Origin of the sequence: Aurantiacibacter marinus (assembly GCF_001021555.1) — a bacterium.
In the GTDB taxonomy this organism is placed as follows: domain Bacteria; phylum Pseudomonadota; class Alphaproteobacteria; order Sphingomonadales; family Sphingomonadaceae; genus Alteraurantiacibacter; species Alteraurantiacibacter marinus.
The window spans coordinates 303,604-326,382 of sequence record NZ_LDCP01000002.1; the positions used below are offsets into that span (position 1 = coordinate 303,604).

Sequence of the window (22,779 nt, forward strand, 5' to 3'; positions counted from 1 at the left end):
GCTCTGTTTTAATCAGAGTAACGCTTTTCAGTCGCCCAGCACGCCGGGGAAGATCCCGACAATCAAGATCAGCGTAAGCGCTATCGGGCACAGCCAGCATACCAGGAAGCGCCAGAACAGGTGCAATCCGCCATCAAGGCCGTTCTCGCTATCGACCAACCGCTTGTTGGCGACCCAGCCAATGAAGACCGATGTCAGCAAGGCACCAATCGGCATGGTGATCTTGCCCGTAAGTGTGTCAAGCGTATCCAGCACGCCCATGCCTTCGAACATTGGCAGGAAGCCAAGCGGGTGAAAGCCAGACAGAACGCCCATCGACAGCGCCGAAAGTGCGCCCAGCACAGCCGCCGAAAAGGTCACGATACCGGCTGCAACCGGGCGGGCGAAGCGGAACCGCTCGCTAACCCATGCTGTCGGCACTTCCATCAGCGCGACCGAACTCGTCAATGCGGCAAAGCCTACCATCACGAAGAAACCAAGACCAAGCAGCGATCCGCCCGGAATTTCCTGGAAGGCATGCGGCAGCGTCGTGAACATCAGCCCCAGCCCGCCGTCAGCCGCAAGGCCTGCGGCAAACACGATGGGGAAAATGCACAGGCCTGCCAGCAGGGCGACCGCAGTATCCGCTGCAGCGATAATTGCAGAGGTGCCTGCAAGATTCACATTGCGGCCCACATACGCACCGTAGGTCACCATCCCGGCAACGCCCAGAGACAGCGAGAAAAACGCCTGCCCGACCGCAGCGAGCATCACCGGACCGGTCAGCCGCTCCGGCTCAAACGTGAACAAATACGCCAGCGTCCGGCCCATTTGGCCCCCGAAAAGACCGTAGATCGTGATGCCCAGCAGCAGCACGAAAAAAGCAGGCATCAGGTACACCGCGACCTTCTCGATCCCGCCAGAAACACCGCGCGACACGAAGAAAACTGTCACGGCAAGAAACACCAGATTGAGCATGACAGTCATCGTGCCGTTGCTGATCATGGCAGGAAACAGGCCTTCCACCTCGGCTACTGTCATATCCGAAAAGGCGCCGCCTGAAATGCCTGTGGTAAACAGATCTCCAGCAAAAACGCCTACGTAATACAACACCCAGCCGCCCAGCACGCAGTAGAAAGCAAGCACCAGAAAGGCCGACAGGACACCCAGACTGGCAACGTGTTCCCACGCCGTCGATTTGCCGGATTGTTCTGCCACCTTGCGAAAGCTTTCCGGTGCAGCAGCCTGCCCGTGGCGGCCGATAAGTGTTTCCGACAACAAAACCGGAAGACCGATCAGCACGATACAAAGAATGTAAAACAGCACAAAAGCGCCGCCGCCATTGGCGCCTGCCTCAGCCGGAAAGCGGACAAGATTGCCAAGCCCGACAGCAGATCCGATGGCAGCCAGAATAAAAGCGGTCCGCGAAGACCAACCGTCTCGACCGGATCCCGATTGGGTAAGTGCCATTTATATTTTTCCTCTCGACCTGAAGGTTGCGCCCTCATGCAATGAATCAAAGCTCGCGTCGAGGGGGCAGTCTGATTATGGAAGGGCATGTCCACGACCTTTACACTCGACACTTCGACCAGCCGGGCCAACCCGACGCCCGCGCCCATGCGGCGGCTGACAGTCCCCAAAATCCGCGCCCGCAAGGTGGATGGCGTCACCCAGGAACCGCTGGTGATGCTGACCGCCTATACCGCCCGGCAGGCCCAATTGCTCGATCCGCATTGTGACCTGTTACTGGTCGGGGATTCGCTGGGACAGGTCATCTACGGTTTGCCCTCTACCATCCCTGTCACCATGGATATGATGGCGAACCATGCTGCGGCAGTGGTACGCGGCAGCTACCACGCGCTGGTGGTGGTCGACATGCCGTTCGGTGCCTACGAAGCCTCGCCCCAGACTGCATTTGATGCCGCCGCCACTTTGCTGAAGGCAAGCGGTGCTGCGGCGGTTAAACTGGAAGGCGGGGAAGCCATGGCCGAAACAGTCGCTTTCCTGACGCAGCGCGGCATCCCCGTGATGGGCCATATCGGGCTCACCCCCCAAGCGGTCAATGTGCTCGGTGGTTATGCCGCGCGCGGACGCAGCGACGCAGAAGCCGAGAAGATTGTCGGCGACGCCAAGGCATTGGAACAAGCCGGCGCCTTTGCTGTCGTGGTAGAAGGGGTGATTGAACCGATTGCCATTGAAGTGACCGAAGCCATCGCGTGTCCCACAATCGGCATTGGCGCATCGGCGCGATGCGATGGCCAGGTATTGGTCACCGAAGATATGCTTGGCATGTTTGAACGCGTACCGCGCTTCGTAAAACGTTACGAGGATATCGCTACTACCATATCGCAAACCGCATCAAAATACGCGGCCGAGGTTCGGGAACGATCCTTCCCTGGACCGGAACAATTGTACCAGCCCAAGGATTGACGGTCAGACCGCCGCTTACTTCCAGACTATTTCCAAAAAAACTCAGGACAATTTCCCGCATGGACACGCTCAAGCGATTCTACGGATTCTCTTTGATCTTCACGCTGATCTGCCTTTCGCTCGGGGTCTGGTATGGCTGGTCGAGTTCAGGTGGAAGCGTGCAAGACACGCTTGCGATGTTGTGGATCATCGTGATCCTTTCAGTCCTCGAAATCTCGCTCAGTTTCGATAACGCGGTCGTCAATGCCTCGGTCTTGAAGGAAATGGACGAGGTCTGGCAACGGCGGTTTCTCACATGGGGCATCGCCTTTGCCGTGTTTGGTATGCGGATTGTTTTCCCGCTGGCGATCGTCGCCATCGCAGCCGGCATCGGTCCGATCCAGGCAGTCGACCTGTCACTGAACGATCCGGTAGAATATGAAAGACTGGTCAATTCTGCACATATCGGGATCGCCGGGTTTGGCGGTGCTTTTCTTGCCATGGTCGGAATGAAATTCTTCTTCGACGCTGACAAACAAGTACACTGGATTGCCAGCATCGAACACGCTCTGTCGCGGGTATCCGCACTCCCGGCCATTGAAATCGCCGTCCTGCTGCTTTCACTTTACGGGATATCATTGGCGCTGCCTGCTGACGATGCACTGACCTTCCTTACCGCCGGGATGCTGGGTCTGGTCACGTTCATCGCGGTGGAGGCCGTTAGTCACTGGCTGGAAATGCGCGAAGAAGCCGCACGGCTGCGCGGCAATATCGTGCGCAGCGGGCTCGGCGGATTTCTCTACCTCAACATCCTCGACGCATCTTTCAGTTTCGACGGCGTGATCGGGGCCTTCGCCTTGTCCAACAATATGATCGTTATCGCGCTGGGCCTGTCTATCGGCGCGATGTTTGTGCGTTCGATGACCATCCATCTGGTGCGCAAGGGCACGCTGACCGAGTATCTCTTCCTTGAACACGGTGCCTTCTGGGCGATTATCGTGCTGGGCGCGATCATGCTGCTGTCAGCCGTGTGGCATATACCGGAAACGATCACCGGCCTTATCGGCGGTGTTCTGATCGGGCTGAGTTTCTGGTGGTCTGTGCGCCACAAGCGCCGAGAAGAGGCGGCGAACGCTACGACTGAGACGATCTGAAACGGCTCGCCAAAGGAGCGGAAATCACCATCTGGAGCAGGTGGTACAACAGCACTGGAAGCAGCGCGAGGCCTGCCATCTCGGGCGGAAACAGGATGGTGGCCAAAGGCGCACCCATGACAATGCTCTTCTGCGCTCCGGCAAACAAGAATGCCTTGCGGTCGGCAAGTTCAAGCCGCAACGCGCCGCCGAGCCACCACGAACCGCCAAAGCCAATGGCCAGCATCACGCCTACTATACCGAGAAGAATTCCCCACTCGCTCAAAGCGATAAGGGTCCAAACGCCCTGCTCTACCGCGCTGGAAAAGGCGACATAGACCGCAATAGCGATGGCAAAGCGGTCCATCCATGAGATGATATGGGCTTTGGCGGCCACATAGCTTCCGAACCAATTCTGCAGGATCTGCCCGATGACGAATGGCAGCAACAAGATCAGCCCGATCCGCTGGAGCGCGCCGATGTCGAACCCCACATTACCGTCTGCAACTCCGGAATTCGCCAGCCAGATAATCAGCGGTGCGGAAATAAACACGCCAAGTATGTTCAGCGTCGCAGCAGCCACTACGGAGTGCGCGACGTTGCCGCCTGCAAGCGAGGTGTAGGCAGTTGCCGACTGCACCGTCGATGGCAGCAGGCCCAAAAAGACAAACCCGACTGCAATGCTGGCTGGCAATGCCCGGCCTGCCAGATCAGCCATCGCCCATCCTGCCAGCCCCATGACGGCGAACACCCACAACACAAGCGGCAGCAGAAACCGCCGGTTGCCCAGTCCGCGAAGCACCTCTGCGCGCGGCAAACGCAGTCCGTTGAGAAGAAACAACAGGAATATCACCGTATTGGAAACACCCTGCGCGATCGCCCTTCCCTCGCCCGTTACCGGCAGGAAACTGGCCAGCAATATCGCCAGCAGCAACAACCGTACAAGCGGATCAAACAGGATTTGAACGCGGTTCAACATGGCCGCGCCCTGTGCAGGGCTGCGGTCAGGTGTGCAAGTCGTATTGCTTCAGCAAATCATACAGTGTCGGCCGGCTGATCCCGAGCATCTTGGCCGTGCTGGAGATATTGCCTTCGCTGCGGGCAAGCGCATGGCGGATGACCTTGCGATCGGATTTTTCCCGGGCGCTCTTCAAATTGAGTGCCTTTGAATCCTCCTCCTCGCCATCCCCGAGATCAAGATCGTCGGAGCCGATCAGCTTGCCTTCTGCCATGATCACGGCCCGCTTCACGCGGTTTTCAAGCTCGCGCACATTGCCGGGCCAACCCCACCCGTCGATAACCGCAAGTGCATCGGGCGCAAAGCCGGTGATGCTCGGGTTCATTTCGCTTGCGAACCTTTTGAGGAATGCCTTTGCCAGCAGCGTCGCATCGCCCGGTCGCTCCGCCAGCGATGGAATTTTCACGACAACTTCGGCAAGGCGGTAGAACAGATCCTCTCGAAAGGACTGGGCCGCAATCATTGCTTCAAGATCCTGATGGGTCGCGCAGACGATCCGCGTATCCACCGCAATCGACTTGCGCCCGCCGATCCGCTCGATCGTGCGTTCCTGCAAGAAGCGCAACAATTTGACCTGAAGCGGCAGCGGGATGTCGCCGACCTCGTCCAGGAAAAGCGTGCCGCCGTCGGCCATTTCGATCTTGCCTTCGGTGGTTTTTACTGCGCCGGTAAACGCGCCCTTCTCATGGCCGAAAAGCTCACTTTCCAGCAGATTTTCAGGGATAGCTGCGCAGTTGATGGCAACGAAATTGCCGCCGCTGCGATTGCTTGCATCATGCAGGCCTTTCGCCAGCAATTCCTTGCCCGTACCACTGCCGCCCAGTAGCATCACGGAAACGTTGGTGTCTGCCACGCGCTCGATCGTGCGCGCGACCTTGACCATTTCCGGTGCCGAGGTGATCAGCCCGCCAAGCACGGTGTTGCCATCGCCTGCCTTCGCTGCAAGCGCGCGGTTTTCCTGCTCGATCCGGTGTAGGTTGAAAGCCCGGCGCACGATCAAGCCAAGCTGCTCGATATCGACCGGTTTCTGGTAGAAATCATATGCCCCGCGCTCGATTGCGTTCAGCGCGCTTTCGCGGGCGCCATGGCCCGATGCCACGATGACCTTCGTATCCGGCTTCAATGCCATGATCTCGTCCAGAACGGCGAAGCCTTCGGTCGTTCCGTCCGGATCAGGCGGTAGGCCAAGATCCAGCGTTACGACAGGAGGCTCCTCAGCCCGCAAGGCGGCGATAGCGCTGGCGCGGTCGCCCACGATGACGACATCAAAATCCTCGTAGGCCCATTTCAGCTGAGCCTGCAGACCTGCATCGTCCTCGACGATAAGCAATTTGGGTTTTTGATCGGCCATTACGCCACCTCTTTCTTGGCATTGTGCATTGCAGTGATCAGATCGCTCGTTTCGCTAAGGGGTAGGCGCAGGATGAAGCGGGTGCCCAGCCCTTCGCGCGATTCAACATCAAGCCTGCCGCCCATCGCACGGATCAGTTCCCGCGCCTCGTAGGCACCGATGCCAAACCCGCCCTGCTTGGATGACTGGAACGGCTTGAACAGCCGGGTTCGGATGAATTCAGGTGACATGCCTGCGCCGGAATCCAGCACTTCGAGCACGGCGTTGCCGGGTTCCTGCCGCAAATCGAGGAACACGGGCGCATTTGCGTCGCTCGCCTCGACTGCGTTCTGGATCAGATGCACCAGTGCCTGCTCCAGCGCTTCTGCATCGCCCTTGATCCGGCAGTTTTCATTATGGACCAGCGTGACTTCATGACGCGCCGAATATTGCGCGGCGATTTTCATGAGCATGCTGCCAAGCTCGATATCGTCGCGCTCCTTGCCACCCATGCTGCCGTAACGTCCGAGGCGCGCGAGCAGCGCAGTCAGTTTATCGGTCGAATTGCGCAAGGTCAGGATCATGTCTGCACGAAATTCGGGATTTTCCGAATGCTTCTCGGCGTTCTTTGCCAGCAGCGAAATCTGGCTCGCAAGATTCTTGATGTCATGCATGACAAACGCAATGCGGCGGTTGAATTCGTCAAACCGCTGCGCTTCACCAAGAGCATCCTGGCTGGTTTGTTCGGCAAGATAGCTGGCCAATTGGCGGCCGATGATGCGCAGCAGATCGAAATCCTCCCAGTCAAGCTGGCGCGCCAAAGGTGGCCTGGCAAGCAGAACCACGCCGACAAGTCGTTCGTAATGCAACAGGGGAACCATCGCCCAGTTACGCTCATCCGCCAGCAGCCATTCAGGTGCCGCCTTTGCCGGCACGCCGCTCTCACTGCCTTTGCGAATATCGTCGAGATCAAGGATGAACTGGCTCTGTTCAAAAAAGCGCGCACCCTCGATCGGGATCGCCTCGCCGGGCACGTCCGTTTCCGGGCATTGCCAGCGCGCCGCCAGCGATAGGCCGCCATCCTCGAGCGGCGTAAACAGCATTCCAGAAGGGCTGTCGGTAATGTCGGCAACGGCTTGCACCGCGCGCTCCAGCAAAGGCGCAGCCTGCGGCCCGGCACGCCCGATTGTATCGGTAAAGCGCAGCCATTCGGACCGATAATCATACCGGTGCTGAAACAGGTTCTTGGAAACGGTCACGCGCAGCCAGCCCCGCAGACGGCTGGACGGAAGGACCAATAGCGCAGCAACACTGGCGAGCACGACAAAGCCTGTCTGCAAAATCCGGCCATAGTCGCTGCCGACATAGGAAAGGCCCTGCGCCACCACGACCATAACGATAAGATAGCCGCCTATCAGCAGCAGAGAGAATGATTGGAAGGCAAAGCTGCGCGAAGGCTGGAAGCGCATTTCCCTTTCATTGCGCAACATGCCGATCGCCAACAATCCTACAGCAGTCAGCATGACGGCCGAACGCAGCTCTGCCAGCAGGGTAGGAACACCATTGCCGAGATAAGCGATGGTGTAGAAATTCAGATCGTACAGGAAGATCGCGCCCAGCGCCGCCGCCGGCCAGCGCAGACTTAACCGCGCCTGCTGCGATGCCCCTACATAAAGATTGTGCACCAGTACGAGCGCGCCAACGCACAGCAGCAGACGGAAGGTGAAAGCAAATTGCAGGATCAGCACTTGTGCGTCAGGCTGCGTGGCATATTGCAGCCGTGCCGCAAACAGTGCGAACTGCATCAGTTCTACAAATGCCAGCGCACCGACCACCGGACGGATAGGACCGAGGCTCTTATAACGATCATCGTGACTGAACAGGCGGTAGAGCATCCATAGCCAACCCAGATTGCTGGTCACCAAAAGCAGTTCTGCAATAAGGCTGTCGCGCCCAAAACCCGCCACAGCGAAGCTCCAGACGGCGCCCAGTCCAAGCGCCGTGGCACTCGCGCTGATTGCGGGTCCCTGCCCGCGCTGGTTGGTCACCAGCCACAAAGACAGCACCAGCGCAGCGACGGCGGCCGCCAGGAAAGTGAGGTAAACCAACATATCCCAGGCAAGACCCATCAGCGCGCTCCTTCTGGCCACAAGACGACGCGTAAGGTCTGAAGCAGGATCAACAGATCCAGGAAGGGTGTATAATTTTTGGCATAATACAGATCATATTCCAGCTTATGCCGTGAATCCTCGATACTTGCGCCGTAAGGATAATTGATCTGCGCCCAGCCAGTGATGCCGGGTTTTACCATATGCCGTTCCGCGTAATAAGGCAGCTGATCGTCCAGATCCGCCACGAATTGCGGCACTTCGGGGCGCGGGCCGACAAAGCTCATATGACCGGTAAGCACGGTCCAGACTTGCGGCAGCTCATCAATGCGGACCTTGCGGATGAAACCGCCCACACGGGTTATGCGCGGGTCAGACTTTTCAGCCCATTTCGCGCCATCCTTTTCCGCATCTGTGCACATGGAGCGCAGCTTCACCAGCTCGAACGGTTCACCATACAGGCCAATGCGCTTCTGCCGGAAAAAGGCAGGGCCTTTGCTGTCCAGCTTTACGATTGCGGCAAACAGCAGGATGACAGGGAAAGTGAGCAGCAGCAGCAAACCGCTGGCGAGAATATCGAAGATGCGCTTGGCCACACTGGATATTGCTCTGCCAGAGGAAAATCCGTCGGAGAAGATGAGCCAACTGGGATTGAGGGTGTCAAGATCGACGCGGCCTGTCTCCCGTTCCAGAAAGCTGGAAAACTCGTTCACATGCACTCCCGCCGTTTTGACCCGCACAAGATCCTTGAGCGGTAGGGCATTGCGGCGCTCTTCAAGCGCCATGACCACTTCGGTCGCGCCAAGTTTGGCGACATGGGCACTCATATCGGCAATGGCCGAACGCGAAATGGCTTCTGCCACATGCGGCTGGCTGTCGGACATGTTGATATAACCGACCACGACGAATCCGCTTTCGGGTTTGTCGCCAAGGTCCTTCAACCGCTGCGCACGCAGCCCGGCTCCCAAGACCATCACTCGCCTGCGAAAGGCCGAGGTGCCCAGAATGCCGCCGACAATCAGCCTGTTAAGAATGAGCAGTCCGATCGCGAAAACCATCGCGTACAGCAGTATGGATCGCCAGAACATTGTGCCAGGCAGCGCGAAATCGATGAAGGCCAGCGCCAAAATAGCGAGGCTGACCGCAACAAGAAGGCGCGCGCAGGCAAAGCGCATCGATCGCAGCGCCTCGGAACCGTAAACGCCGACTGCGATCATTGCCGTCAAAGTGGTTACAGCAAATCCGATCAGCAGCAACGCGCGGTCTGCCAGTGGTCCGCTTGTCGTGCCGATCTGCGAGGTCCGCAGTTCCCATGCCATATCTGCAGCGACAAGCAGCAGCACAAAGTCCAGCAGGCCGAGCAGCAGCACAGCATGGGGAATATAATGTTTGAACAACCGTATCATCGCTAACACGAACCAGCTTGCCGGGAAAATCCCCGGATGCTGGTTCGGTTAACGGCGACAAGTGAAATGTCGGTAAATTTTACACTCGCCTATACAAAAGAGTGAAATTTTACTCGGAAAGGTTGTCCGCAGCGTCGCGTGCGGCATCTCCCACACCCTGCGCTGCTTCGCCAACTTCATTGGCGGCATTTCCAACGTCCGCAGCCGCTTCAGCCACGGCGTTGTCCTTTGCAGCCTCGGCACCGCCCATCTGCGAGAATATGAACAATGCGCCCGCGCCCAGTACGAGCACAATCAGGATCAAGACCCATTTGCTACCGCCGGAGGATGGTTCTGCATCACGCACGACTGTGGTGTGCGTATGCGTGTTGCCGGCCGGCGATTCCGAAGTCACTTCAGTAATACGTTCATCAGTCATGCGAATTCTCCCTTGTTCGGGGCTAAACCGCTCATGAGCGGGGCGGTTCCAGAAGTGATGGTTTTCGCAAATGGTAAGCATGATTTAACCAAGTCACGGCTCAGGTGGTTAACAAATGCAGCGTAAGGCCCCCCTTCATGGCGCAATTGTCCAAACCCCCGATCCCGCTCAAGATGTACAAGCACTTTGCCATGGCGACTATTTCGCTGACGGCCGGTATCGCCATGTTTGCGGACAGTGATAACCGTCACGCAGTATCCAATCACATCGAAGAGCGCGAACAGAATGCTCGGCTTCAGCAGGCGAGCGCTGAAATCACGACACCACGGGAACTGATACGCCGGGACAGGGGGACCCAGGGTACCTTTGGCGATGAAGCCGGGATATCGGGCTCTCCCACGGTGACCCCGCGGTCCAGCAATTCGGGAAGTTTTGCACCTCCGCAAACAGGCAGACGCAGCGCAGTTGCCGGATATGAACAAGCATTTATCGATGGCATGAGCGAAGCTGAATATCGCGCCTTTCTAGCAGCTCTGCCGCCGCAAATGCGCGGCGCAGACGCAAACGATGCCGAACAACGTGCGGCAATCGAAGCTGCGTCAGCACGGCGCAGCGGCAGGCGAGGCATTGGCGCGGATGCGCCCGGCTGACCAGCAAGATTGGCTACATCTGGTACGTTGTGACCAGCAAGAAACTTAACGTCACCACCATTATCAAAACCAGCGGCACGCCGGTGCGGACATAATCGCGGAACTGGTAATTCCCTTCCGCCATGATGAGCATGTTGGTCTGGTAGGCAATCGGGGTCGCATAACACAAATTGCAGCCAAACAGCACGGCCAGGATCAGCGGTTCCTGCGGCAGGCCAAGCTCGGTCGCGATGGCAAACGCAATAGGCGTGCCCACGGTGGCCGCCGTTGCATTCGAAGCAAAATTGGTGAGCACGGTCACGAACAGCATGACCGCCGCCAGAACCCCGGCCGGAGGCAAGTGCTGCAGCCCCAAGGCCAAAGTCTGCCCAAGCCATCCTGCCGCGCCGCTTTCCAGCACCAAACGCCCAATAGCAATGCTGGCGGCAACCAGCACGATAACCTGCGCGGACAACGCTCGGCCAACGCGGTCAAACTTTACACAACCGGTCAGGAACATGAGGATCGCGCCGCCTAGAGACGCAATCGCGATGGGCAGCAATCCTATGGACGCCATCCCGACTGATACGAGCATGATGGTCGCTGCGAGCCACGCTTTGGAACGGCGCGGCACTTCGCGCCCGCCTTCCAATTGCAGAACGCTGTCTGTCTGCGCGAATTCGTTCAGCTCCGGAGTGAGACCCATCACCAGCAGCACATCGCCTTCTTCAAGGCGGATTTCGCCGTGCATTTCTTCCGGATCGTCGAATCGCAGTGGACGTACCGGCTTGTGGATGCCGAGCACCGCCACACCGTACCGATCAGCGATTCCCGATGTTGCCAGCGTACGGCCAATCAGGCGCGAATCGGCTGTGATGACCATCTCCACCACCTGAACGTCGTCACCATTCGCCTGCGCTTTGCGCTGGACGGCATCGACAACCCAGCCGGGTGCGATCTGGCCCTGCAAGACCCGGACAGCATTCTCCAGCGCGTCATGCGTGCCGGAAACCTTCAGCCTTTGACCGGTAGAAAATGGCCCGTCCGGACGTTCCTCGAAACGGAAATCCTCCGGCAGCATGTCGACCACTTCATCGAAATGCTTGCCGTTGAGATTGCTGGTCGGTGGAACCCTCAAGCGGGTGATGAAGGTGCGCTGTCCGAAACCTTTTGCTGGTGTATTGTCTTTCAACAAGCGCGGCATAACCAGCCAGATATACGGCAGGGCTATCAATGACGCAGCCAGCACTATCGGGGTGAAGTGGAACACACCCATTTCGGGCATCCCAAGGTCCACCGCAATGGACACGACCAGAATGTTGGTGGAGGTTCCGATGGTTGTCGCCATTCCGCCCAGAAGCGATGATGCGTTAAGCGGCATGAGCGTTTTGGACGCGGGCATCGCGCCGCGCAAAGCCAGAGTGGCGAAAATCGGGATCAGAAGCACCAATACCGGCGTATTGTTGACCCCCATCGACAACACAAAGGCCAGAACCAGCGCCAGCAGCAGGCCAAGCTGAAGATTGATCTTGAATACCCGCTCCATAAACCGTGCTGCAGGCTCCAGCGCCCCGGTTACCACTAGCCCTCGCCCCATGACCATCAGCGCGCAAATCGTAATCAGGGCGTAGTGTCCGAAGCCGGCAAAGGCGAGTTCCAGGCCATCCGTAGGGTCCGAGTCCGGCAGCGGATAGAAATACAGGCCGACCGCGATCATCGCGATTGCCATCAAGGATACGATCTCGATCGAAATACGATCGCGCACGAACAGATAAAAGACGACGACTGTAAGCGCCATCGCCGCAATGGCGTGTATGGGAGGGACTTCAATCACAAGAGTGGCAGGCCTCGCAAAACATCACAGGACGTTCCAGAGTGTCTTGCTTGCTAGGGGCGGCTCGAATGGCGTCATCGACATTTTCGGCCAGCTCCTTGGTCTGGTGCGCGGCAGTGCGATCTCTCACAACCCTTTGGGTCGCATGGGACACTACCTGATAGCCGATGCGGCGCAAGCTATTCCCCGCTGGTACCTCTGGCCGGACTCGAACCGGCACTTCGTGAGAAACTCGATTTTGAGTCGAGCGCGTCTACCAATTCCGCCACAGAGGCACCTGAGCGGGGAAGTGAGCCGATTAACGGCCCTTTCGCGCGCTGTCTACGCGTGATTACGCTTCGCTGCTTGAGCGTGATTATCTCAGCGCTATTTGAGCGAAGTTGCGATCAATTTGTGCAGGCGGGAATGCAGCGGATCATTTGCGGCAATTACCTGGGAATCGCAAATTGGCAGCGACCTCCCGCGATAATCGGTCACAAAACCGCCCGCTTCACGCACCAGCAGGCACCCGGCCGCTGTGTCCCACGGCGACAGATCGCTTTCCCAGAAACCGTCGAAGCGCCCTGCGGCCAGCCATGCGAGATCCAGTGAAGCGGCGCCAAAGCGACGCATCCCGGCCACGTTCGGGCCGATAGCTGCAAAAATCTTCGCCCACTCACCGAAATCGCCGTGGCCCTGATAGGGTGTACCCGTGGCAATCAAAGCTTCCGACAGCTGACGGCGCCCGGAAACACGAAGGCGCGCATCCTGCAGCCATGCACCGCGTGTTTTCTCGGCCCAGAAAGTCTCATCGGTGATTGGCTGATAGACGACTCCGGCGGTGACATCGCCCCAGCCTCCGCCGCCGAGTTTCGGTTCCTGCACCGCAATCGAAATGGCGAAATGGGGGATGCCATGGAGGAAATTGCTGGTTCCATCGAGCGGATCGATAATCCAGCGCGGCATATCGGGCTCGCCCTCGATAATCCCGCCTTCTTCCAGCACGAAACCCCAGCCGGGGCGCGCAACTTTCAGCTCATCCCACAGGATGCGTTCCGCCGCCCGATCGGCCTTGGACACAAAATCGCTTGGCCCCTTCTGGCTGACCTGAAGGTGCTCGACCTCGTTAAAGTCGCGGCGCAAACGGCCACCCGCCTTGCGGGCAGCCTTTTCCATAACGCGAATGATACCTGAAATTGCAGCCATATCGGATCAGCCAGCCTTACCCACATAGGTCTGCTCATAAACATCGACCACAATGCGTGTGCCTGCCCCGATGTGCGGCGGAACCATGATCCGCACGCCATTGTCGAGCACAGCCGGTTTGTAGCTGGAAGAGGCGGTCTGCCCCTTGACGACCGCATCGGCTTCAACAATTTCGGCTTCGATCTGACTTGGAAGCTGCACACTGATCGGGCGTTCTTCCCACAGTTCGAGGCTTACCTGCATGCCATCCTGCAAGAACGGACGGGCATCGCCCAGAAGGTCGCTTGGCAGGGTGATCTGTTCGAATGTGTCGCCATCCATGAACACCAGCATATCGCCATCTTCATACAGGAACTGGTAGTCCTGCGTTTCCAGCCGCACCTTTTCGACCGTATCGGCGCTGCGGAAGCGGACGTTGGTTTTGCGGCCATCGATGAGGTTCTTCATCTCGACCTGCATATAGGCACCGCCCTTGCCAGGCTGGGTATGCTGAATTTTGGCAACTTTCCAGATGCCGCCTTCATATTCGATGATGTTGCCGGGACGGATGTCCACGCCGCTGATTTTCATGGGGGTGCTCGTTTGCTAAAAATTTTGAGATTGCGCCGCGCCCTAGACCGCTCCGGCGCATCATACAAGCGCGGGGGGTCTTTGATCACATGTTCATGACGATGCAAGCGGGGCATGCTAAAGGCATTGTCATGAACAAGATCACAGCCGCCATTATCGCTGCGAGCGCCGCAATTCCTGTTTCTGCAACCGGACAAGGGCAAATCGGTACGATCGAGCGGGGGCATTATGCCTGCGAACTTCCTGGAGATGCCGCCGGTTCGGTCGGCATAGCCCAGCCGAATGAAAGCTTCACCATCCAAAGCGCCTCGCGCTATTCGTCGCCGCAAGGCGATGGCACCTATTTGCGCCGCGGCGACCGGCTATCCATGACCAGCGGACCGCGCAACGGGACGAGCTATGTTATCGAAAGTCGCGGATTTCTGCGCAAGATAGAGAACGGCCAGCCTAGCCGATTGCGTTGTATCCGCCAGAGCAGTTGATCAGTGCCATGCGCGGCTACTGGGCCGGGCGAACCAGTAAATTGTAAGGATTGACCGACGTCGCCGGCTCCCACCATTCGGCACCGGGCGTAGTGCGCATCACTTCGAAATGCAGATGCGGGGATGCTGGATCGGCCCGACCTGTCGATCCGACAGTTCCCAACCGTTGCCCCCGGCGTACCTGCTGACCTTCATTCAGCCCCTCCGCATATGCGGCAAGATGTGCATAGTAATAGATTGTTTCTTCATCGACAGAGCGCACATAAACCGTGTTGCCGCCGACATCGGACCGAAACATGCGCTCAATCGTGCCGGGCGCAGCAGCAACCACCGTGGTGCCGGTATCAGCTGCGATATCAAGCGCTTCGTGCAATTGTGTATTGCCGCCACGCTCATCGGAAAACGTATCTTCCAGATCGCTTGCGCTGACACCCATCACCGGAATCATCAGCGTCGCGGCTTCATCATCCGAGTGTGTAGAGGCTTGCGCAAGATCGGCGTTAGCACCTGCTGGCAGGGACACATCGCCTGCCTGCCTCAATGGCTGGGCAGGTTCGCGATCTCCCGCTTCGCTGGCAATCTGAGCGCTTTCTTCCCTGTCGAGGTAGAACGCGCCTGCAACAATCCATCCCGCCGAAACGAGAGTGGCTGTGATTGCCGCCACCTGGAGTTTTTCTGCAAACGCTGAGGCCATGGAGATCAGATAGCACTTCGAGCATGGTATTGGCCAGATGTTCGCCCAGATACTTGGCTAGTGCTCATTCCCCAAACAGCCAGAAGTGATGCATGAAGTACGTTTCACGCGCGAGGAATCGCGCTTTTGCACCAAACGAACGGTATCGCGTTGTCGGCGTCGCGCTGGGCTGCGCGATCATGCCGAGCGAATCCGCCATTTCCATCGCGCGGCGCATGTGCAGCGGGTCCGATATGATGACCGCGTTGTCCAAACCGGCGTCCCGCATCACCAATTGCGCATTCACCAGATTTTGCATTGTGGTGGTCGATTTTGTCTCCGTCAAAATGGCTTGGGCCGGCACGCCGGCTTCCAGCGCCATGGCCATCGCTGCTTCGCTTTCTCCAAGCTCATCGCCTTCGGCGCGGCCGCCGGTGAAAAGGATATGGGAGACTCGTCCCTCCTCCTGCAAATTGATCGCATGGGCGATGCGTTCCCGGAATACAGGCGAAGGTGTGTCACCAGAAACCGCTGCACCAAGCACTATGGCGACATCTGCGGCAACATCTCCACTGGCGCCGGGGGCTTCATCCGGGCCAACACCGATCCAATAGCCAACCGCGCCAACCCACCCGATCAGGGCAGGCACAATAGCGCGGGCTATCTTCACTTCATCGCTTTCGCAAAAGCCTCGATTGCCGCCACTTCGTCCCCGCCCCATACGGCATGGCTGACGGCGAGGAAATCCACGCCAGCCTTCACCAGCGGCGCACAATTTTCCGGCGTGATTCCGCCGATGGCAACGCAGGGTATCTCGAACAAACCGCTCCACCATTCGAGCAATTCGAGATCAGGTCGGTGTTCGCTGGGTTTGGTGCTGCTGGGGAAGAAGGCACCGAAAGCCACATAATCAGCCCCCGCCTCGCCAGCGTCCATCGCAAGATGTCGGCTGGCATGGCAGGTAACTCCGATCTGTACATCTCGGCCAAGTTCCTCGCGCGCATCACGCAGGTCCAGCATTCCTTCAGGCCCATCGCCTTGACCAAGGTGCACGCCATCCGCCTTCAGACGTTTGGCCAGCGTCACCGAATCATTGACCACAAAGCCGACATCATGCGCCGCACAGATTTCCTGCAAGGGCGCGGCCAGTCGTGCGGCTTCATGATCATCAACATTCTTTACGCGGAACTGGAAAGCAGTCGCCAGCCCTTTACCAGCAGTCAGCGCCCGGTCCAGCCGGTCAGGAAAATCGCCGCCCACATCGAGCGGGGAAATCAGATAAAGCTGGCAATCGGTCATCGGCGGCAAATCAGCAAGTTGACGCTTCGCAAATCGAATCGATTGCCTTACCAAGCGTGGCATCAAATTCCGCATCGCTCTGACTGGCCCGCAGGTTCTGCAGAAGCGCGCGGCTGAAGCTGGCGATCATCCCGGGGTTTTTCGCAAGTTCTTGGCACGCTTCCTCGGTTTCATACCCCCCCGAAAGCGCAACCACCTGCAACACTTTGGGGTGATCGATCAGTTCGCCATACAGTCCCGGTGTTGCGGGGATGGACAGCTTCAGCATGACCTGACGATCATCAGGAAGCGCATCGAGGTGCTTCAATATTTCCGCCTTCAGGATTTCCTCGCCCTCAACCCGGTCAGTCGCCGTGATGTCATATTCCGGCTCAAGGATAGGCATCAGGCCAGCATCGATGATCTGGTTTCCGACTTCAAATTGCTGGGCAACAACCGCAGCTATGCCCTTGGGGTTGGCAGACTTGATGACAGAACGCATTTTGGTGCCGAACATGCCCTTGGCGACAGATTTTTCGAGCAGTGCCGGAAGCTTGTCGAGCGGCTTCATCATTTGCACGCCGTCGGCCTCGTCCATCAGGCCCTGATCGACCTTGATAAACGGCACAACGCCGCGCGCCTTCAGTGCATCGGCAGTGGACTGACCATCAACTTCGCCGTCCATCGTCCGCTCGAACAGAATCGCGCCGATCACCTTGCCGTTTGAAAAACTGGGGGAAGTGATCACGCGGCTGCGCATTTCGTGGATCTTGCCGAACATCTCTTCGTCACTGGACCACTCGCTGTCTTCAACCCCGTATCCGCGCAAGGCCTTTGGCGTTGACCCGCCTGATTGGTCCAAAGCGGCGATAAAACCGTTACCAGCGGCGATTTTTGCGGTCATTTCTGCGGTGTTCATACGATGCTCCCTCATCGGATTCATATTCTGGCATCGGCTCCTATGCCGCGAGCCTTGTGAGTGCAACCGGCAGGATATCGCCATGCCGCAGTTCTGTGCAATGTAACGGGCCGGACCGGCGCAGCGAAGTGTCATGCAACCTGGCAGAAGGACCCAAAAATGCCACTCAGCAAAACATATGCGACAACAGCGAAGACGACTTTTCCGGTTTGAAAGCCGTTCTGGTCAATGCCACATTGAAGCATCCGTCAGAACCTTCGCATACCGATGCATTGCTGGATGTGGTGGCGGAGATATCTACCAGTCAGCGCGCCGCGTTCGCCAACGAGTTTACCCAGCGCAAAACAACCTTCATGGCCTTCAATCTGCTCCATGCCGCACGCATGCCGAAAGCGCAGGATGGATATCCGGCAGTGGGCAATGTGCGGATGCAATGGGACGCAGGCTGCAAACCCGGCTGACCCAATCCAGAACATCGCTAATCTGTAAGAACAAGCGTTTAGTGAGGCTTCTTCATGGCCGGCACGAGGTTGATCGCTATCGAGACCCGCGTACCTGGTCCTTCAAAAGGCCGTACGGCATGCTGCAGCCAGCTGGGGAACATCACGATCATGCCGGTTTGCGGGCGAAAGGACAGTTCGCTGGGCAGCGGCATGCCATCTGCACCAAGCATGCGCAAATCAGGAGCAGTCATGCGGATCATCGGCATTCTTGGATCCAGCAATTGCAGCTCTCCGCCAAGCGACGGATCGTCATCTCCATCATAGCCATCATCGATGTAAGCAACCGCCGACCAGAAGCTGCCCGGATGGGTATGGTACTGGTTCGCATTGCCTTTTTCGCTGACATTGGCCCACATTTCCGGGACCCAGCCAAAGCGGGTATCCTGCAAATTCCTGGCCTGCGGAGTTTTTGCATCGTGCGTGGCTTCGTCAGCCATTGTCATGGCTTTGAAGACCAGCGCCTTGGCTGCCTCTCCGCCCCAATCCAGCATCTGAGTGTTGGAATGCCAGCCACCCAGATTGCTGATCGAAACACCAGCCGCATCGCGCATCATTTCTGCATCGATGGCATCGCGCAGCATGCCAATGCCAGCCGCGCTTTGCAGCCGGTCTATCAGGAATGGCGTCGAAAAAAGATGGCGGGTTTCTGCCATGGCTTACGCGCTTAGTGCAGCCACGCCGGGAAGAACCTTGCCTTCCATCCATTCGAGGAAAGCGCCGCCAGCGGTTGAAATATAGGTCAGATCATCGGCCACACCGGCTTGAACCATCGCCGCAACGGTATCACCGCCGCCAGCAACGGAAATCAGCGAGCCGTCCTGAGTCAGAGCGGCTGCCGTTTTTGCAAGTGCCACGGTCGCCTCATCAAACGGCGGTGTCTCGAATGCGCCAAGCGGGCCGTTCCAGACCAGCGTAGCGCAGGTTTTCAGCACATCCCCCAGCGCTTCTGTGGCCTGCGGCCCGATATCCAGGATCATCTCGTCAGCGGCCACCTCGTGCACGTTGCACGTACGCAGACTTGGCGGATTAGCCGCGAATTCCTTTGCCACTACGACATCGTAAGGCAGATGGATCGTACAGCCCGCCTCGTCAGCGGCATCCATGATCTTTCGCGCAGTGTCGGTCAGATCATGCTCGCACAAGCTTTTGCCGACATCGACACCGTTCGCCGCGAGGAAAGTATTGGCCATGCCCCCGCCAATAACAAGATGCTGGACCTTACGGCTGAGATTTTCGAGTACGGCGAGCTTGGTCGAAACCTTGGCCCCGCCAACCACGGCGACAACCGGTGGCTTGGGCGTACCCAGCGCTGCGTCAAGCGCCTTCAATTCCTTCTCCATCGCGCGGCCGGCATAGGCTGGCAGCAGATGGGCCAAACCTTCGGTTGTCGCATGCGCCCGGTGCGCGGCAGAGAAGGCATCGTTCACGTAGAAATCGCCATGCACCGCAATATTGCGTGCAAAATCAGGATCATTCGCCTCCTCACCCGGCCAGAAGCGGGTGTTTTCGAGCAGGCCGATATCACCTGCACGGAGGATATCGACAGATTGCATCACAATCGGCCCGGCAACTTCTGGAATGAACATGATCTCGCGGTCCAGCACCCGTTCCAGATCGCCCTGCACCATGCTGAGAGACATCGTGGAGTGCCGGTCACCCTTGGGCCTCCCATAATGGGCCAGCAACAGCACCTTTGCGCCGCGATCAGCCAATTCCAGAATAGTCGGAGCGACCGCAGTGACGCGCGTCAGATCGCTCGCTCGCCCGTCCTTCATCGGCAGATTGAGATCGACACGAACCAGCGCACGCTGGCCTGTCAGATCCTGCGGCAAGTCGTCGAGGGTCTTGAACGCGGCCATGCGGGCCTCCTTGCGTCAGTTGGTTTTAGAGAAACTTCGCCATCACACCAGCGGTGTCGATCATGCGGTTGGAGAAGCCCCATTCATTATCATACCAGCTGACCACACGGCACAGCTTGCCTTCGAGCACTGCCGTTTCAAGCGAGTCCACAGTGGAGCTGGCGGGATGATGGTTGAAATCGCTGCTGACGAGCGGCTTGTCGGTATAATCGAGCACACCCTTCATCGCGCCTTCGGCAGCAGCCTTCAGCGCAGCGTTCATTTCTTCCTTCGTCGTGTCACGCTTGGGCGTGAAAACCAGGTCAATCAAAGAGACATTCGGTGTCGGGACGCGAACAGAGGAGCCATCCAGCTTGCCCGCCAGTTCCGGCAGTACCAGGCCCACGGCGCGCGCTGCGCCGGTGGTGGTCGGAATCATGTTCTGTGCCCCGCCGCGCGCACGGCGCATGTCGGAATGCATCTGATCAAGCATGCGCTGATCATTGGTGTAGGAGTGGATCGTGGTCATGAAACCGCGTTCAATCCCCACCGTATCGTTCAGCACCTTCGCCACTGGCGAGAGGCAATTGGTGGTGCAGCTGGCGTTTGAAACGATCACATCATCGGCGGTCAACACTTCATGGTTCACGCCGTAAACGATTGTAGCGGTGACTTCCTTTGCCGGAGCCGAGATCAGGACACGCTTGGCGCCAGCATCGAGATGCGGAACGCAAGCGGAATGGCTCTGGAAGAAGCCGGTGCATTCCAGCACGATATCGACGCCCATTTCACCGTGTGGCAAGTTACCGGGATCACGCTCGCTGGTGACGGCGATACGCTTTCCATTGACTACCAGATCGCTGCCATCGACCTCTACCGTGCCGGGAAAGCGGCCATGGGTGCTGTCAAAAGCGAACAGCAGGGCATTGGCATCAGTGTCAGCCAGATCATTGATTGCCACCAGTTCGAGATCGTGGTCGTCACGTTCCAGAATTGCGCGGGCTACAAGCCGGCCAATACGTCCGAAACCGTTGATCGAAACTTTCGTCGCCATGAGAGAAACTCCTGCTTATCCGTTGAGATGTTTGGTGATTTTGGGAACAATAGCGTCCGCCGTGAGGCCGAATTTTTCGAACAGAGCCGGTGCCGGGGCGGATGCGCCAAAACGGTCGATACCGAAATTCAGCCCATCTGTGCCGGTATAGCGTTCCCAGCCGAAGGTCGTGCCGGCTTCGATGGAAACCTTGAGCGCATCGGAGGGCAATATGTCCGCCTTGTAAGCTGCGTCTTGTTCGTCAAAAAGCTCGGTACAAACCATCGAGACTACATCCGCCCCGATGCCTTGTTTTTCCAATTCAGCGGCACACTCCAGCGCAAGCGACACTTCCGAACCTGTCGCCATCAATACGACGCCGCGTTTGCCGCCTGCACGTTTCAAACGATAGGCGCCAAAGCTGCACATGTCGAATTCATCAGGTGCATTACGCACCTGTGGCAGCCCCTGCCGACTAAGCGCAATAATGCTGGGCCGGTCAGTCTGTTGCAAGGCAATCTGCCAGCATTCCGCTGTCTCTATCCTGTCAGCCGGGCGCATGACCAGCACATTGGGCATGGCGCGAAGGCTTTGCAGATGCTCGATCGGCTGATGCGTCGGGCCATCTTCTCCAAGACCAATGGAATCATGCGTCATCACATAAATAACCGGGCATTGCTGCAAGGCCGAAAGCCGGATCGCACCGCGCGCATAATCGGTAAAAATCAGGAAGGTGCCACCGTAAGCTATGATCCCGCCGTGCAGCGCCATACCGTTCATCGCGGCGGCCATGCCGAATTCGCGAATCCCGTAATAGACATAGCGTCCGCCGTAATTGTCCGGCGTCACCGGAGCTGTCGCAGCGGTTTTCGTATTGTTCGATCCGGTCAGATCAGCGCTGCCGCCAATCATTTCGGGCAGCAGCGGGGTCAGCACGTCGAGAGCCATTTCACTGGCCTTGCGGGTCGCTACTTTCTGCGGCTCTTCCAGCCATTTCCGGAATATCTTGGTGGCCTTGGCTTCGTCTCGCAGCTCGCCCGACATACGGCGAGAGAATTCGGCTTTATGGGGAGAGGCGCCCAGCCGGCCTGTCCATTCACAATGCGCTTCCTTGCTGCGTTCCCCGGCTGCGCGCCAGGCGGCCATAATGTCGTCAGGGATAACGAACGGATCATGCGACCAGCCCAGTTCCTTGCGTGCGGCGGCGATTTCGTCTTCTCCCAAAGGCGAACCATGAACGCCGCTTGTGCCGCCCTTGTTGGGCGCGCCCTTGCCAATTACCGTGGTGCACTGGACCAGCGTGGGCTTGCCGGTTTCCGCAACGGCTTCATCGAGGGCGCGGCGAATGTCGGCCGGATCATGGCCGTCACAGCGCGTCACGTGCCAGCCCGTTGCCCGGTAGCGCGCAGGAATATCCTCGGATGAGGAAAGACCAACCGCACCATCGATGGTGATGTTGTTATCATCCCACAGCACGATCAAACGGCCCAGTTGGTGATGGCCAGCAAGACCAATTGCCTCATGATTGATGCCTTCCATCAAGCACCCGTCACCGGCTATCACCCAGGTACGGTGGTCCACCAGATCATCGCCAAATGTCGCGTTGAGATGACGCTCTGCCATCGCCATGCCCACGCCCATTGCAAGACCCTGCCCCAGCGGCCCGGTGGTCGCTTCAACCCCGTCGAGCAGGAAGTTTTCCGGATGGCCCGCACAAGGGCTGCCCAGCTGGCGGAAATTCTTGATGTCTTCCAGCGTCGGAGCGGCATAACCCGTCAGGTGAAGCAAGGAATATATAAGCATCGAACCGTGACCGGCGCTGAGCACGAAACGATCACGGTCGGCCCAGTCAGGCGCGGCAGGATCGAACTTCAGATATTCGGACCACAGGATGGTCGCCACATCGGCCATACCCATCGGCATTCCGGGATGTCCCGAATTTGCCGCCTGCACCGCATCCATCGAGAGGGCGCGTATGGCGTTGGCCATATCGGAAAAAGATGTCTGCTCGTCGCTCATTAAATGCTCCATGCG

Annotated in this window: 22 protein-coding genes and 1 tRNA gene; 5 read left to right on the forward strand and 18 right to left on the reverse strand. The window is 58.1% G+C overall.

Annotated features, from left to right (window positions below; genetic code table 11):
- Positions 1 to 27: 27 nt before the first annotated feature.
- Positions 28 to 1,449 carry a sodium-dependent transporter gene (locus AB731_RS07820; protein WP_047093586.1) on the reverse strand — a complete coding sequence of 474 codons (1,422 nt, stop codon included), beginning with the start codon at positions 1,447 to 1,449 and terminating at the stop codon, positions 28 to 30.
- A gap of 87 nt (positions 1,450 to 1,536) precedes the next feature.
- On the opposite strand from AB731_RS07820, the gene panB reads away from it, so the two are divergent.
- Both panB and AB731_RS07830 read left to right on the forward strand, forming a co-directional pair.
- Positions 1,537 to 2,409: a 3-methyl-2-oxobutanoate hydroxymethyltransferase gene (panB, locus tag AB731_RS07825; protein ID WP_047093585.1), complete on the forward strand. Its 873-nt coding sequence runs from the start codon at positions 1,537 to 1,539 to the stop codon at positions 2,407 to 2,409.
- Positions 2,410 to 2,468: 59 nt separating this feature from the next.
- Positions 2,469 to 3,542, forward strand: coding sequence for a DUF475 domain-containing protein (locus AB731_RS07830; RefSeq protein WP_047093584.1), 1,074 nt, complete (start codon positions 2,469 to 2,471; stop codon positions 3,540 to 3,542).
- Here the strand turns inward: AB731_RS07830 and AB731_RS07835 are convergent.
- The 5 genes from AB731_RS07835 to AB731_RS07855 all read right to left on the reverse strand — a co-directional run bounded on the left by AB731_RS07835 (position 3,523) and on the right by AB731_RS07855 (position 9,801).
- Positions 3,523 to 4,500: a bile acid:sodium symporter gene (locus AB731_RS07835; protein WP_047093583.1), complete on the reverse strand. Its 978-nt coding sequence runs from the start codon at positions 4,498 to 4,500 to the stop codon at positions 3,523 to 3,525. The genes AB731_RS07830 and AB731_RS07835 overlap by 20 nt on opposite strands.
- A gap of 25 nt (positions 4,501 to 4,525) precedes the next feature.
- Entirely contained in the window at positions 4,526 to 5,890 is a 1,365-nt protein-coding gene (prsR, locus tag AB731_RS07840; RefSeq protein WP_047093582.1) for a PEP-CTERM-box response regulator transcription factor, read from the reverse strand.
- Positions 5,890 to 7,998 (reverse strand): XrtA/PEP-CTERM system histidine kinase PrsK, encoded by a 2,109-nt coding sequence (prsK, locus tag AB731_RS07845; RefSeq protein ID WP_047093581.1) that lies wholly within the window; start codon positions 7,996 to 7,998, stop codon positions 5,890 to 5,892. Before prsK ends, prsR begins: the two co-directional genes overlap by 1 nt.
- Entirely contained in the window at positions 7,998 to 9,383 is a 1,386-nt protein-coding gene (locus AB731_RS07850) for a TIGR03013 family XrtA/PEP-CTERM system glycosyltransferase (RefSeq protein ID WP_047093580.1), read from the reverse strand. Before AB731_RS07850 ends, prsK begins: the two co-directional genes overlap by 1 nt.
- 109 nt (positions 9,384 to 9,492) lie before the next feature.
- A complete protein-coding gene (locus AB731_RS07855) occupies positions 9,493 to 9,801 on the reverse strand; it encodes a flagellar basal body-associated FliL family protein (protein WP_047093579.1) in 309 nt (102 codons plus the stop codon).
- A 137-nt stretch (positions 9,802 to 9,938) separates the two neighbouring features.
- On the opposite strand from AB731_RS07855, the gene AB731_RS07860 reads away from it, so the two are divergent.
- Entirely contained in the window at positions 9,939 to 10,451 is a 513-nt protein-coding gene (locus AB731_RS07860; protein ID WP_047310207.1) for a hypothetical protein, read from the forward strand.
- Positions 10,452 to 10,464: 13 nt separating this feature from the next.
- Here the strand turns inward: AB731_RS07860 and AB731_RS07865 are convergent, their stop codons facing one another.
- The 4 genes from AB731_RS07865 to efp all read right to left on the reverse strand — a co-directional run bounded on the left by AB731_RS07865 (position 10,465) and on the right by efp (position 14,019).
- Positions 10,465 to 12,228, reverse strand: a complete 1,764-nt coding sequence (locus AB731_RS07865) for an SLC13 family permease (RefSeq protein ID WP_173425747.1) — start codon at positions 12,226 to 12,228, stop codon at positions 10,465 to 10,467.
- A 226-nt stretch (positions 12,229 to 12,454) separates the two neighbouring features.
- Positions 12,455 to 12,539: transfer RNA gene (locus AB731_RS07870), tRNA-Leu, on the reverse strand.
- 91 nt (positions 12,540 to 12,630) lie between these two features.
- Positions 12,631 to 13,449 (reverse strand): inositol monophosphatase family protein, encoded by an 819-nt coding sequence (locus AB731_RS07875; protein WP_047093577.1) that lies wholly within the window; start codon positions 13,447 to 13,449, stop codon positions 12,631 to 12,633.
- Between the two features lie 6 nt (positions 13,450 to 13,455).
- Entirely contained in the window at positions 13,456 to 14,019 is a 564-nt protein-coding gene (efp, locus tag AB731_RS07880; RefSeq protein WP_047093576.1) for an elongation factor P, read from the reverse strand.
- 131 nt (positions 14,020 to 14,150) lie between these two features.
- On the opposite strand from efp, the gene AB731_RS07885 reads away from it, so the two are divergent.
- A complete protein-coding gene (locus tag AB731_RS07885; protein ID WP_047093919.1) occupies positions 14,151 to 14,501 on the forward strand; it encodes a hypothetical protein in 351 nt (116 codons plus the stop codon).
- A gap of 16 nt (positions 14,502 to 14,517) precedes the next feature.
- Here AB731_RS07885 and AB731_RS07890 read toward each other — a convergent pair whose 3' ends face one another.
- The 4 genes from AB731_RS07890 to AB731_RS07905 all read right to left on the reverse strand — a co-directional run bounded on the left by AB731_RS07890 (position 14,518) and on the right by AB731_RS07905 (position 17,371).
- Positions 14,518 to 15,195: a M23 family metallopeptidase gene (locus AB731_RS07890; protein WP_052768989.1), complete on the reverse strand. Its 678-nt coding sequence runs from the start codon at positions 15,193 to 15,195 to the stop codon at positions 14,518 to 14,520.
- A 64-nt stretch (positions 15,196 to 15,259) separates the two neighbouring features.
- On the reverse strand, positions 15,260 to 15,844 hold the full coding sequence (locus tag AB731_RS07895) for a YdcF family protein (RefSeq protein ID WP_052768988.1): 585 nt from the start codon (positions 15,842 to 15,844) through the stop codon (positions 15,260 to 15,262).
- Positions 15,841 to 16,473, reverse strand: coding sequence for a thiamine phosphate synthase (gene thiE / locus AB731_RS07900; RefSeq protein ID WP_047093916.1), 633 nt, complete (start codon positions 16,471 to 16,473; stop codon positions 15,841 to 15,843). Before thiE ends, AB731_RS07895 begins: the two co-directional genes overlap by 4 nt.
- Before the next feature lie 10 nt (positions 16,474 to 16,483).
- A complete protein-coding gene (locus AB731_RS07905) occupies positions 16,484 to 17,371 on the reverse strand; it encodes a fructose bisphosphate aldolase (protein WP_047093575.1) in 888 nt (295 codons plus the stop codon).
- A gap of 236 nt (positions 17,372 to 17,607) precedes the next feature.
- Between AB731_RS07905 and AB731_RS07910 the strand changes: the two genes are divergently transcribed.
- Positions 17,608 to 17,832, forward strand: coding sequence for a hypothetical protein (locus AB731_RS07910; protein ID WP_156172345.1), 225 nt, complete (start codon positions 17,608 to 17,610; stop codon positions 17,830 to 17,832).
- Between the two features lie 38 nt (positions 17,833 to 17,870).
- Here the strand turns inward: AB731_RS07910 and AB731_RS07915 are convergent, their stop codons facing one another.
- Genes AB731_RS07915 through tkt form a run of 4 tightly spaced genes read right to left on the reverse strand, consistent with a single transcriptional unit; the run spans position 17,871 to position 22,764 of the window.
- Positions 17,871 to 18,527 (reverse strand): 2OG-Fe(II) oxygenase family protein, encoded by a 657-nt coding sequence (locus AB731_RS07915; RefSeq protein ID WP_047093573.1) that lies wholly within the window; start codon positions 18,525 to 18,527, stop codon positions 17,871 to 17,873.
- A 3-nt stretch (positions 18,528 to 18,530) separates the two neighbouring features.
- Complete coding sequence (locus tag AB731_RS07920) at positions 18,531 to 19,733, reverse strand: phosphoglycerate kinase (protein ID WP_047093572.1); 1,203 nt, start codon at positions 19,731 to 19,733, stop codon at positions 18,531 to 18,533.
- A gap of 25 nt (positions 19,734 to 19,758) precedes the next feature.
- Complete coding sequence (gap, locus tag AB731_RS07925) at positions 19,759 to 20,766, reverse strand: type I glyceraldehyde-3-phosphate dehydrogenase (protein ID WP_047093571.1); 1,008 nt, start codon at positions 20,764 to 20,766, stop codon at positions 19,759 to 19,761.
- A gap of 15 nt (positions 20,767 to 20,781) precedes the next feature.
- The gene (gene tkt / locus AB731_RS07930) at positions 20,782 to 22,764 is read right to left on the reverse strand and encodes a transketolase (RefSeq protein WP_047093570.1); all 1,983 of its coding nucleotides are present in this window, start codon (positions 22,762 to 22,764) and stop codon (positions 20,782 to 20,784) included.
- Between the last annotated feature and the right edge of the window lie 15 nt (positions 22,765 to 22,779).